Origin of the sequence: Nonomuraea sp. NPDC048881 (assembly GCF_040649795.1) — a bacterium.
Taxonomy (GTDB): domain Bacteria; phylum Actinomycetota; class Actinomycetes; order Streptosporangiales; family Streptosporangiaceae; genus Nonomuraea.
This window is the reverse complement of the sequence record NZ_JBEZGC010000005.1, coordinates 20,570-32,512: the sequence shown is the minus strand read 5'-3', so window position 1 is coordinate 32,512 and position 11,943 is coordinate 20,570. Positions and strand designations below refer to the sequence as shown.

Genomic DNA, 11,943 nt, shown 5'->3' with positions numbered 1-11,943 from the left:
GCTCGGTTTCCAGGAGGCACTGTGGCAGAGGCGTACATCGTCGGAGCGGTCCGTACCCCGGTCGGCAAGAAGAAGGGCGGGCTTTCCACCGTCCATCCCACCGACCTGGCCGCCCACACGCTGAAGGCGCTCATCGACCGCACCGGCGTCGATCCGGCGGCGGTCGAGGACGTCATCATGGGGTGCGTCATGCAGTTCGGCCCCCAGAGCATGGACATCGCGCGAAACGCCTGGCTGTCGGCGGGTCTGCCCGAGACGACGGCCGGCGTCACGATCGACCGGCAGTGCGGCTCGTCCCAGCAGTCGATCCACTTCGCCGCCCAGGGCGTCCTGTCGGGCACCCAGGACCTGGTGGTGGCCGCGGGCGTGGAGTCGATGAGCATCGTCCCGATGGGCGCGTCGATCACCGCCGCGCTGGAGAAGGGCATGCCGTTCCCGTTCGGCGACAAGTGGGTCGAGCGCTACGGCAAGCAGGAGATCTCGCAGTTCCGCGGAGCCGAGCTGATGTGCGAGAAGTGGGGCCTCCAGCGCGACGTGCTGGAGCAGTTCGCCTACGAGTCCCACCAGCGGGCCGCCAAGGCCGTCGCGAACGGCTACTTCAAGGACCAGATCGCCCCCGTCAACGGCGTCGAGGACGACGAGGGCCCGCGGCCCGACACGACGCTGGAGAAGATGGCCGGGCTCAAGACCCTCAAGGAGGGCGGCCAGATCACCGCGGCCACCTCCTCGCAGATCTCCGACGGCTCCGGCGCCGTGCTGATCGCCTCCGAGCAGGCCGTGCGCGAGCACAACCTGACCCCGCGGGCCCGCATCCACCAGCTCGCGCTCATGGGCGACGACCCGGTCTACATGCTGACCGCGCCGATCCCGGCCACGCAGCGGGCGCTGCGGAAGGCGGGCATGTCGATCGACGAGATCGACGTCGTGGAGATCAACGAGGCGTTCGCCCCGGTGCCGCTGGCCTGGATCAAGGAGCTGGACGCCGACCCGGCCAAGGTCAACCCCAACGGCGGCGCCATCGCGCTCGGCCACCCGCTGGGCGGCACGGGAGCGATCCTGATGACCAAGCTGCTGCACGAGCTGGAGCGCACGGGCGGCCGCTACGGCCTGCAGACGATGTGCGAGGGCGGCGGCCAGGCCAACGTCACCATCATCGAGCGGCTCTAGCAGAACCGGACCGGAAAAGGGTGAGCGCCGCCTCCCGGGCGTAAGAGGGGAGGCGGCGCTCGCTAACTACCATCCCGGTAGTTGTCTAGCGGCCCTTGGGCGGGATGATCCGCCGGGGCGGCACGACCGGGCGCTGCGGCATCTTGGGCAGTTGCCGGGGCGGCACGGGCGTGGCGGTCTTCTTCTTGGCTGAGCGAACTCGCATGCGAAGCTCCTTTACGCGAACTCAGGACGCGGCTCGGTGAGGGCCGGGCGTCGACGAGCACAGCGTGGCCGCGTCTGTCGGACGATGGACTGAGGTGGCTGCTGTCACAGGTAAAGGCGCATGTCCGACAAGCTACGGCCTGTCCGTGACGCCGGGCAACCGAATTAACGCGGCGCCGCGAGCTGCTGCTCGAAGCCCGACACCATGGCTCGCAGGCCCGCGTCGAACCACTGGTCGTAGAAGCGCAGCGTGTCGGGGTCGTGGGTCTCGGCGGTCGAGCCGACCTGGGCCAGGGCGTGGCCGAGCACGTAGACGGCCACCGACTGCACCGCGTTGACGGTGTCGCCGGACGGCACGCCCGCCGCCTCGAAGCGGGCCAGCAGGCCGGAGATCAGCTCGGTGCCGAGCCGTACGTCCACCGGGTGGGTGGCCAGCAGCGGGACGGCGCGCGGGTGGGCGAGCAGGAAGCGGCGGTAGGCCACGGCGAACCCGGTCAGCGCCCGCGGCCAGTCGGGGACCGGCGTGTAACCGGCCATGGCCGCGGTGAACAGCCGGTCGACGACCAGGGACACGAGCGCGTCCCGGTTGGGGACGTGGCGGTAGAGCGACATGGCGGCCACTCCGAGGTCGGCGCCCAGGCGGCGCATGGTCAGCGCGTCGGGGCCCTCGGCGTCGAGGATGCCGACGGCCGCGGCGACGATGCGCTCGACGGTGAGCACGGCCGGACGCCCCGCCCGCCTGGGTGCCTGAGTCATGCGGTCAGCGTAACGACGATCGTGGCCGCCAGCATGAGCAGGGACAGCAGGCCCACCACCATGTGCTGGACGTCGATGACCACGTCGTGGCCCGCGGTGGGCAGGACCTTCCAGGTGCGGCTGTACTCGCGCCGGTAGAGCTCGCGCTGCTCGGCCGTGGCCGGGCCGAAGTAGGGCAGCCACCAGCTTCGCACGTGCCCGGCCACGACCAGGACGCACAGGACGGTCGCGGCGATGAGCGACCACGTGCGGTGCAGCGCGATGCCGGCCGCGATGAGCAGCGGGAACGGGTAGTTGATCGCGGCGGCCAGGGCCCGGCCTCTGACGTTCGCGCCGTTGAGGTCGTTGAGCGGGAACATGGGCACCCAGTCGGTGAGGACGAGCCAGGCGAGCCACACGAGCGGGACGGTGACGGCGACCGCGATCATTGGGTACTCCTCGAATTTGCTTACTTGGTAAGCTTACACAGTACACAAATTCGGACGACGGCGGTCGAGAGCCCGGCCAGAGCCGCGGCGAGCAGGGTGACCGACAACGAAGCCGGGAAGTAGGTGAGCTGCTCCCAGGTCACGTACCGCCCGTTGAGCAGCACGGAGACCCAGTTCGGGTAGAACGCGAACAGCAGGACCGGCAGCAGCACCGGCACCAGCCGCAGGGCGATCCGCCACCACGGCCGCCCCGACCGCCGGGACGCCCACCGCCGCGCCCGCAGCACGCCCATGACCCCGAGGCCGGCCGCCACGACGGCGAGCAGCCCCAGCACCAGGTCGTAGAGCTGCCGGTCGCCGCCCAGGGCCGCCGGTGCGCGGCCCTCGCTCATCGCGGCCAGGCCCCGCATGATGTCGTAGGTCGGGTCGTAGAGCGAGGCGCCGTTGGTCATGACGGCGAAGCCGTAGCCGTTCTTCGGCGAGACGGCTTCGACGGCGTTGTAGGTGAACAGGTTGCCGGAGTGCACGAGCAGGCCGGACTCCTCCTCCAGGTTCCAGCCCATGCCGTAGCCGTGCACGCCGGGCTTGTGCATGGTCTCCAGGCTCTGCTTCTTGACCAGCGGGCGGCCGGCGTCGTTCTGGGCGATCAGCCACTTGCCCATGTCCGCGGCGGTCGTGATGACCGCGCCCGAGCCGCTGCCGTCGAGGAACCCGGACGCCTCCGGCCGGGGCAGCCACATGCCGTAGACCGAGACGAATCCGTCCGCCGGCCGGACGGCCTGGGCGCTCACGGCGCTGCCGGTCATGCCGAGCGGGCCGAAGACGCGGTCCTTCATGTAGGCGTCGAACGGGCGGCCGCTCGCGGTCTCGACCAGGCGGGCGGCCAGGTCGTAGTTGACGTTGCAGTAGGCGTACCGGCTGCCCGGGTCGGCGGCCAGGCGGCCCTCGGCCAGGCGGGCGGTGTAGTCGGCCAGCGAGCTCGCGGACTCCAGGTCGCCGATGTCCAGCGAGCTGTCGGACAGCCCGGAGGTCTGGTTCAGCAACTGGCGCACGGTGATCCTGGTGTGGCGCGGGTCGGCCATCCGGAAACCGGGCAGCTGCCCGGCCACCGGCTCGTCCAGCGCGATCTTTCCCTGCTCAACCAGGGTCATCACGGCCATCGCGGTGAACGACTTGCTCACCGAGGCCACCCGCATCGGCGTGGCCGCGGTGACCGGACGCCCATCGGAGTCCTCGCCGTAGCCGGCGGCGTGCACGACCTTGTCGCCGCGGGTCACCACGACGGACAGACCCGGCACGCCGGTGGCCTCCAGCGCCTCGCGCAGGTAGGCGTCCACGGCGGCGGGGGTCGGCTCGGCGGGGGCCGAGGCGAGGGCCGGGGCCGCGGCGGGGGTGAGGGTCAGGGCCGCGGCCAGCCCGGCGAGGGCGATCTTCAAGCTCATGCAGGCAAACGTACGGAGAACGCCCCCACCGCCGAATCTGCCGACGGTCTAGTGGCACCCCCGACGAAAGTCAGGTCTCCGAGGCGGACGGCAGCCGTTCCGGCACCGCGTCGTGCACCTGCTGGAAGATCACCGAGGTGCGGAAGCCGACGATCTCCTTGCGCTTGCTGAGCCGGTCGAGCAGGAAGGAGTGGAGGTGGTCGAGGTCCTGGACCGCGACGTGCAGCAGGAAGTCGTCGCCGCCGGCCAGCACGAACACGCTCAGCACCTCGGGCAGCTCGGCGGCCGACTGCTTGAAGGCGTTGATCACGGCCCGGCTCAGCGGGCGGACCTGGACCGAGACCATCGCCTGCGTGCTCCGGTTGAGCGCGGCGGGGTCGATGTCGGCGTGGTAGCCGCGGATCACGCCGCGCCGGGTGAGCGCCCTGACTCGTTCCAGGCAGGTCGAGGGGGCGATGCCGAGCCGGCGGGCCAGCTCCCGGTTGGACTGCCGCGCATCCGTTTGGAGGAGGCGGATGATCGCCGAATCAAGTTCGTCCATGACGCGATTCTGCTCCTTTCTCCGATCGAACGTTCGGTGGAGCCGGGCTGGGGCCGAACGATCGGGCTACTTTCGCGGGCATGACTGAACAGGGCCGGATGGGTGCGGGGCAGGGCGCGGCGTTGCTGGTGGGCGCGGTGCTGGGGCCGGGGATGCTGGTGCTGCCGCAGCTCGCCGCCGCGGCGGCGGGGCCGGCCTCCGTGCTGGCCTGGGCGGGGCTGCTCGCGCTGAGCGTGCCGGTGGCGCTGACGTTCGCGGCGCTCGGCGTCCGGCATCCCGGCGGGGGCGGGGTGGCGAGCTTCGCGGGCCTGGCCTTCGGGCCGCGGGCCGCCGCCGTGGTCGGCTGGTGGTTCTACGGGGCCGTGCCGGTCGGGACCGTGGCGGGCGCGCTGGTGGGCGGCAGGTACGTCGAGGCGTGCCTGGGCGTGGACGGCACCCTGGCCGGCGTGCTGATCCTGGCCGCGGCGTTCGCCGCCAACGCCGCGGGGCTGCGTACCTCGGGGCGGTTGCAGCTCGTCTCCGTCGCGCTGCTCGTCGCCCTGCTGGCCGTCGCCGTGGTCACCGCCGCCCCGCGGGCCGACCTCGACCACTTCACCCCCTTCGCCCCGTACGGGCTCGCCGGGGTGGCCGGCGCGGCCGGGGTGCTCATGTTCGCCTTCGTGGGCTGGGAGGCGGCCAGCCACCTGTCGGCCGAGTTCGCCGTAGGGAGGGGCGGGAGGCGCGGGAGGCGCGGGAGGCACGGCCTGACCAGGGCCACCGTGGTCACTCTCGTCGTGGTCGGCGTGCTGTACCTGGGCGTCAGCGTCACCTCGGTCGGCGTGCTCGGCGCGGACATGCCGGGCGTGCCGCTGAGCGCGCTGCTGGAGGCCGGCCTCGGGGGAGTGGCGCGGCCGGTGACCGGCGTGCTGGCGGTGCTGCTGACGTTCGGGGCGGTCAACGCGTACCTGGCGGGGGCGGCGCGGCTGGGGGTGGCGCTGGCCAGGGACGGGGCCATGCCCGCCTGGCTCGCCGGGGGACGGGCGCCGTACCGGAGCCTCGGGGCGCTGGCCGTGCTGACGGTGCCGGTCGTGGTGTGGGCGGTGGACCTGGACCTGCTGATGCGGGCCACCTCGGCGTGCCTGGCGGCCGTCACGGCGGCGGGCGTGGCGGCGGCGGTGCGGGTGCTGCCCGCCGGACGGCTGCGGGTCACCGCCGTCGTGGCGACCGGCATGTCGGCGGTCGCGCTGGCGTGCTGCGGAGTCTTCCTGGCGGTGCCGGCCGTGCTGGCCGTCGTCGCGCTCGGCGTGCTTAAAGCCCTCAGGCGGGCAGTACTCCCAGCACATGACGGCGCACCGTCGGGAGGGTGCCATGACTGAGCAGACCACGTACGCGGAGAGCAGGCAGGTCGGCGAGCAGGCCAGGGAGCGGGAATGGACGCTTCCCAGCTTCGCCAAGCAGCTGTTCCTCGGCGATCTCCGGCTGGACCTGGTGCATCCGGCGCCCGGGCTGCCGGCCGAGGCCGCCGAGCGGGGCGAGGAGTTCGTCCGGGCGGTGCGGCGCTTCCTGGAGACCCAGGTCGACCCGGCCCTCATCGAGCGCACCGCGCAGGTGCCGGACGAGGTGGTCAAGGGCCTGGCCGCCCTCGGGGCGTTCGGCATCACGATCGGCACCGAGTACGGCGGCCTCGGCCTGCCCTACCTGTACTACTGCCGCACCCTCACGCTGGTCGGCTCCTACTGCCCCGCCCTGGCCACGCTGCTGTCGGCGCACCAGTCGATCGGCGTGCCGCAGCCGCTCAAGCAGTTCGGCACCGAGGAGCAGAAGCGGGAGTACCTGCCCCGGTGCGCGGCCGGCGAGATCTCCGCCTTCCTGCTCACCGAGCCGGACGTGGGCTCCGACCCCGCCCGCCTGTCCACGACCGCCGTGCGCGACGGCGACGACTACGTGCTGAACGGCGTCAAGCTCTGGACGACGAACGGCGTCGTCGCCGACCTGCTGGTGGTCATGGCCAGGACAGGCGAGAAGATCAGCGCGTTCGTGGTCGAGGGGAACAGTCCGGGCATCACGGTCAGGCGTCGCAACAGCTTCATGGGCCTGCGCGGCATCGAGAACGGCGTCACCGAGTTCTCCCAGGTCAGGGTGCCGGCCAAGAACCTGATCGGGAAGGAGGGCCAAGGGCTGCGGATCGCGCTCACCACCCTCAACACCGGCCGCCTGTCCCTCCCGGCGACCTGCGCGGGCAGCGTCAAGTGGGCCGTGAAGATCGCCCGTGAGTGGGGCAACGCCCGCGAGCAGTGGGGGCGCAAGGTGGGCCGGCACGAGGCCGTGGCGACCAAGATCGCCTTCATCGCAGCCACCGCGTACGCGCTGGAGGCCGTCAGCGAGCTCACCGCCCGCCTGGCCGACGACCGGCGCAACGACATCAGGATCGAGGCCGCCCTCGCCAAGCTGTACGCCACCGAGCTGTCGTACCGGGCGCTGGACGAACTGGTCCAGATCAGGGGCGGCCGCGGCTACGAGACCGCCGAGTCGCTGGCCGCCCGCGGCGAGCGCGGCGTGCCCGCCGAGCAGATGCTGCGCGACTCCCGCATCAACCGCATCTTCGAGGGCTCCTCCGAGATCATGCACCTGATGATCACCCGCGAGGCCGTGGACGCGCACCTGACCGCGGCCGGCGAGCTGATCAACCCCGAGGCGTCCCCTCAGGAACGCGCCCGCGCGCTCGGCCGGGCGAGCCGCTTCTACGCCGGGTGGCTGCCGACCCTGGTGGCCGGCTCGGGCAGCCTGCCCACGGGCTACACCGCCTTCGGCCCGCTGGCCCAGCACCTGCGGTTCGTGGAGCGGACCAGCAGGAAGCTGGCCCGGTCCACCTTCTACGGCATGTCCCGGTGGCAGGGGAGGCTGGAGCACAAGCAGTCCTTCCTCGGGCGGATCGTCGACATCGGGGCCGAGCTGTTCGCCATGACGGCCGTCTGCGTGAAGGCCGAGGAGGACGCCGACGACCTCGGGCGCAGGCCGTACGAGGTGGCCGACACCTTCTGCCGCCAGGCCCGGCGCCGCGTCCGCACGCTGTTCGACGAGCTCTGGGACAACAGCGACGAGCAGGACGCGCGCCTGGCCCGGTACGTGCTCGACGGCCGCTACGAGTTCCTGGAGGAGGGCATCCTCGACCCGTCCATCGAGGGCCCGTGGATCGGCACGCCGGACGGCGGCGAGAACGTGCGGAGAAAGATCCTGTGACGCCCGGTCTAGACCGGTTGTGAGCTTTTTCTGCCCTGAGTGTTTTCAAACCGATACCAGCCGGTATAGACCGGCTGCTGAACACGGGCTTACTCTGGCGCAAACGCGTTGAGCTGTGGCTCTCGCACCCCTCATCCCTTTGGACGGGGTCAGGTGGCTGGTACGGACCAGCGACCCGTCCGACGAGAAGGCGGTATCACCAGTGAACATGAAGCTTGTGGGCGGCGCCGCTCTCGGCCTTGCCACCATGCTGGTCCTGTCCAGCTGCGGCTCCGACGGCGGTTCGGGTGGCGGCGGGAACGACACCCAGGCCTCGGGCGGCGGCCAGGTCACCCTCAAGATGGTCGCCGCCGACTACGGCGACGGCCCCGGCAAGCCGAACTCGGGCGAGACGTTCTGGAAGGGCGTCGTGGACGAGTTCCAGGCGGCCAACCCCAACATCAAGGTCGACGTCCAGGTCATCAACTGGAACGACATCGACAAGCAGGTCGCCACCATGGTCCAGAACGGCCAGGTGCCCGACATCCTGCAGACCGGCGACTACTCCGGCTTCGTCAAGGACGGCCTGCTCTACAAGGTCGACGAGGTCCTGTCCCCGAACGTCTCCGGCGACATGCTGCAGAAGTTCGCCGACTTCGGCAAGGTGGACGGCACCGGCTACGGCATCCCGTTCGTCTCCTCCGCCCGCGCGCTGTTCTACAACAAGGACCTGTTCACCAAGGCCGGCATCGCCGAGCCGCCCAAGACCTGGGACGAGCTCAAGGCCGCCGCCGAGAAGCTGAAGAAGGCCGGCGTGAGCCAGCCGTTCGGCCTCCCGCTGGGCCAGGAAGAGGCTCAGGGCGAGTCGTTCCTGTGGATGCTGGGCAACGGCGGCGGCTACAAGGACGCCTCCGGCAAGTGGGCCATCAACTCCCCGCAGAACGTCGAGACCTTCACCTACATGAAGGGCCTGGTCGACGCCGGCCTCACCACCCCGAACCCGGGCACCAAGGACCGCAAGACGGTCTGGGAGGACTTCGGCGCCGGCAAGGTCGGCATGGTCAACGGCGGACCCATGTCCATCCCGATCTTCGACGCGGCCGGCCTGAAGAACTACGGCGTCACGGCGATCCCCGGCAAGTCCGGCCCGCTCGACACCACCCTCGGCGTCATGGACTGGATCATGGCGTTCAACAAGAACGGCCACGCCGCCGAGATCAAGAAGTTCTTCGACTTCTTCTACACCGGCAACGCGGCGCAGAAGATCTCCGACACCTACAAGCTGCTGCCCGTCACCAACGGCGGCATCCAGAAGCTGTCGGGTGACGAGAAGCTCAAGCCGTTCCTCGACGCGCTGCCCAACGCCAGCTTCTACCCGTTCCAGGACCCGAAGTGGGCCGAGGTGAACCCGGCGATCAAGCAGACCATCGGCGGCGCCGTCAAGGACGACCCTGCCAAGGTCCTCGGCGAGCTGCAGAAGACCGCCGAAGCCAGCTGATCCAGCGGGTGTCTGTGGAGCCGGCGCGCGGGTCGCGTCCCCGCGCCGGCTCCACCGTCATGGAAGGTTCCTCATGAGAAGCTTGCGCGCCTTCGAACCCCTGGCCTGGATCGGGCCGGCCGTGGTGCTGATCGCGCTGGTCGTGCTCTGGCCCGTGATCGAGATGATCCGGTCGTCGTTCCTCAAGATCAGCCGGTTCGGAGTGGTCCAGGGAGACAACTTCCCGGACAACTACACGAAGCTGTTCGGTGAGAAGGACTTCGCCGACATCATGATCCGCAGCGTGATCTGGGTGGTCGCGGTCGTCGCGCTCACCGTGCTGATCTCGCTCGCCCTCGCCCAGCTGTTCAACCAGCGCTTCCCCGGTCGCAAGATCGCCCGCTGGGCGCTCATCGCGCCCTGGGCGGCCTCGGTGCTGATGACGGCGATCATCTTCAAGTGGATGCTCGACCCCGAGGTCGGCGTGATCAACCAGATCAGGGTCAAGCTCGGGTTCATCGACGCGATGGGCGGCGCCTCCGCCGACCAGCTCGGCGACGCCTCCAGCGCGATGCCGTGGCTGGTGTTCGTGGCGGTCTTCGTCTCGGTGCCGTTCACGACGTACGCGCTGCTGGCCGGGCTCGCGACCATCCCCGCCGACGTCTACGAGGCGGCCAAGATGGACGGCGCCACCAAGCTCAGGACGTACTGGTCGATCACGCTGCCGCTGCTGCGCCCCGCGCTCACCGTCGCCGCGCTGATCAACGTGATGAACGTCTTCAACAGCTTCCCGATCATCTGGGCGATGACCCACGGCCAGCCGGGCTACTCGACGGCCACCTCGACCATCCTCATGTTCATCCTCAAGGGCTCGAACATCGGCGAGTCGGCCGCGATGTCCGTGGTGAACTTCGGCATGGTCATCGTGCTGACCATGATCTTCCTCAAGGTGTCGCGCTGGAACAAGGAGGTGGCGTGATGGCCGTGCAGACCATGTCCAAGGCCGGCACACGCCACCAGCCCGGCCACCGCGGACGGGCGCAGCGCCGCATGCCCAGGCTCAAGACCGTGATCGTGGCGGCCGCGGCCTACCTCGTCGCGTTCGTCTTCCTGTTCCCGTACCTCGTCATGCTGCTGACCTCGCTGCGGTCGCAGGACTCGCTGCGCGAGGTGACGTTCTGGCCCGACGAGTGGGTGTGGTCGAACCTCGCCAACTTCTGGACCAGCGGCCTGGCCGGGAACCTGTGGGTGACGCTCAAGGTCGCCGGCGGCTCGACGATCCTGGTGCTGCTCGTGGCGCTGCCGGCCGCGTACTACTCGGCCCGGCACAAGTTCCGGGGGCGCACGGCGTTCCTGATCCTGGTGCTGATCACCCAGATGTTCCAGCCCACGGCCATGCTCGTCGGCATCTACCGCGAGTTCTACCAGTTCGGCCTGGTGGACTCGATCTGGTCGCTGATCCTGGTCAACGGCGGGTTCAACCTGGCGTTCGCGGTGTGGATCCTGAACGCCTACTTCGCCTCGATCCCGCGTGAGCTGGAGGAGGCCGCCTTCATCGACGGCAACGGCCGCTTCGGCGCGCTGTTCCGGATCACGCTGCCGCTGGCCATGCCGGGCGTGATCACCGCGCTGATCTTCACGTTCATCGCGGCGTGGAACGAGTTCGTGGTCGCCCTGACCCTGACCACGACCCCGGCCAACCAGCCGCTCACGGTCGCGCTGAACTCGTTCATCGGCCAGTACCAGGTGGACTGGCAGAACCTCTTCGCGGGCTCGGTGATCGCCACCATCCCGGTGATCATCCTGTTCGCGCTGATCGAGCGGAAGGTCGTCGGCGGACTGACCGCCGGCTCGATCAAGTAGAAGACGTCCGGCCGCCACCAACCCACCGGGTGGCGGCCGGGCCCACTTCCGCGGGCTACTTCTGCGGGACGCGGGCCACGCAGAACACCGTCTGGCCGAACGGCGGGGTGATGAACCGCTCGATCAGCCGCGTGGCCGGGACCACCGTGCGGTCGTAGATCTTGACCAGCCGCGGGTCGGGGTAGCCCACGCCGCCCCGCCGGACCGCCGCCCACCAGGCGATGCCGCCCAGGAAGTTGATCGGCTTGAGCACGTCGATGTCGAGCCCCGCCTTGGCCACCGTGGCGCGCAGGGTCTTCGGCGTGTAGCGCTGGACGTGCCCGACCTTGCGGTCGAAGTCTCCGTAAAGCTGCATGTAGCCGGGCACCCAGATGATGATCCGGCCGCCGGGCAGCGTGACGCGGGCCAGCGAGCGCAGCGCCTCGGCGTCGTCCTCGATGTGCTCCAGCACGTTCATCATGACGACGGTGTCGACCTTGTCCTTCAGCGGGATCTCGGTCGGCAGGCCGAACTGCAGGACGTCGATGTCGTCGCGGCCCTCGAAGCGCTTCTCCAGCTGCTCGACGCAGTAGGGGTCGAAGTCGCTGACGACCAGGCGGTCGAGCCGCGGCAGGAACTGCTCGGCGAAGTGGCCCAGCCCGGAGCCGATCTCCAGCATCGAACGGCCGACGTGCGGGGCGACCATGTCGAACTCGTACTGCCGATAGTTCTTGGCCTCGTCCCCACCCAGGTGGTTCTCCAGGGCCTCGTCACCGGCCGCCGGTTGCACTACACGGTCATACCCAGAAGACATAGTCCCGTTCCTTTGAGGGGCAGACGGATTGCACGAGTCTAATGCCCCTGAGGATGACCTGATGCGTGAAACAC

The 11,943-nt window shown here is 70.0% G+C and carries 11 protein-coding genes; 6 read left to right on the top strand and 5 right to left on the bottom strand.

What is annotated here, in order from left to right; all coding sequences use genetic code 11:
- Nucleotides 1-21: 21 nt before the first annotated feature.
- Nucleotides 22-1,167: an acetyl-CoA C-acetyltransferase gene (locus AB0C33_RS18605; protein ID WP_352355351.1), complete on the top strand. Its 1,146-nt coding sequence runs from the start codon at nt 22-24 to the stop codon at nt 1,165-1,167.
- 369 nt (nt 1,168-1,536) lie between these two features.
- Here AB0C33_RS18605 and AB0C33_RS18600 read toward each other — a convergent pair whose 3' ends face one another.
- The 4 genes from AB0C33_RS18600 to AB0C33_RS18585 form a co-directional block, all read right to left on the bottom strand.
- Nucleotides 1,537-2,127 (bottom strand): TetR/AcrR family transcriptional regulator C-terminal domain-containing protein, encoded by a 591-nt coding sequence (locus AB0C33_RS18600; RefSeq protein WP_358289176.1) that lies wholly within the window; start codon nt 2,125-2,127, stop codon nt 1,537-1,539.
- A complete protein-coding gene (locus AB0C33_RS18595; RefSeq protein ID WP_358289173.1) occupies nt 2,124-2,555 on the bottom strand; it encodes a hypothetical protein in 432 nt (143 codons plus the stop codon). Before AB0C33_RS18595 ends, AB0C33_RS18600 begins: the two co-directional genes overlap by 4 nt.
- Before the next feature lie 20 nt (nt 2,556-2,575).
- Nucleotides 2,576-3,997, bottom strand: coding sequence for a serine hydrolase domain-containing protein (locus AB0C33_RS18590; RefSeq protein ID WP_358289170.1), 1,422 nt, complete (start codon nt 3,995-3,997; stop codon nt 2,576-2,578).
- Between the two features lie 70 nt (nt 3,998-4,067).
- A complete protein-coding gene (locus AB0C33_RS18585; protein ID WP_358289167.1) occupies nt 4,068-4,538 on the bottom strand; it encodes an Lrp/AsnC family transcriptional regulator in 471 nt (156 codons plus the stop codon).
- A gap of 80 nt (nt 4,539-4,618) precedes the next feature.
- Here AB0C33_RS18585 and AB0C33_RS18580 point away from each other — a divergent pair, with 80 nt between their 5' ends.
- The 5 genes from AB0C33_RS18580 (at nt 4,619) to AB0C33_RS18560 (ending at nt 11,076) form a co-directional block, all read left to right on the top strand.
- Entirely contained in the window at nt 4,619-5,893 is a 1,275-nt protein-coding gene (locus AB0C33_RS18580) for an amino acid permease (RefSeq protein ID WP_358289164.1), read from the top strand.
- Nucleotides 5,886-7,757, top strand: a complete 1,872-nt coding sequence (locus AB0C33_RS18575) for an acyl-CoA dehydrogenase family protein (RefSeq protein ID WP_358289162.1) — start codon at nt 5,886-5,888, stop codon at nt 7,755-7,757. The genes AB0C33_RS18580 and AB0C33_RS18575 overlap by 8 nt, the downstream gene beginning before the upstream one ends.
- Nucleotides 7,758-7,965: 208 nt before the next feature.
- A complete protein-coding gene (locus AB0C33_RS18570) occupies nt 7,966-9,234 on the top strand; it encodes an extracellular solute-binding protein (RefSeq protein WP_358289159.1) in 1,269 nt (422 codons plus the stop codon).
- A 73-nt stretch (nt 9,235-9,307) separates the two neighbouring features.
- Complete coding sequence (locus AB0C33_RS18565) at nt 9,308-10,192, top strand: sugar ABC transporter permease (RefSeq protein WP_358289156.1); 885 nt, start codon at nt 9,308-9,310, stop codon at nt 10,190-10,192.
- The gene (locus AB0C33_RS18560) at nt 10,192-11,076 is read left to right on the top strand and encodes a carbohydrate ABC transporter permease (RefSeq protein ID WP_358289153.1); all 885 of its coding nucleotides are present in this window, start codon (nt 10,192-10,194) and stop codon (nt 11,074-11,076) included. The genes AB0C33_RS18565 and AB0C33_RS18560 overlap by 1 nt, the downstream gene beginning before the upstream one ends.
- A 55-nt stretch (nt 11,077-11,131) precedes the next feature.
- Here AB0C33_RS18560 and AB0C33_RS18555 read toward each other — a convergent pair whose 3' ends face one another.
- On the bottom strand, nt 11,132-11,869 hold the full coding sequence (locus AB0C33_RS18555; protein WP_352355331.1) for a methyltransferase domain-containing protein: 738 nt from the start codon (nt 11,867-11,869) through the stop codon (nt 11,132-11,134).
- Nucleotides 11,870-11,943 lie beyond the last annotated feature (74 nt).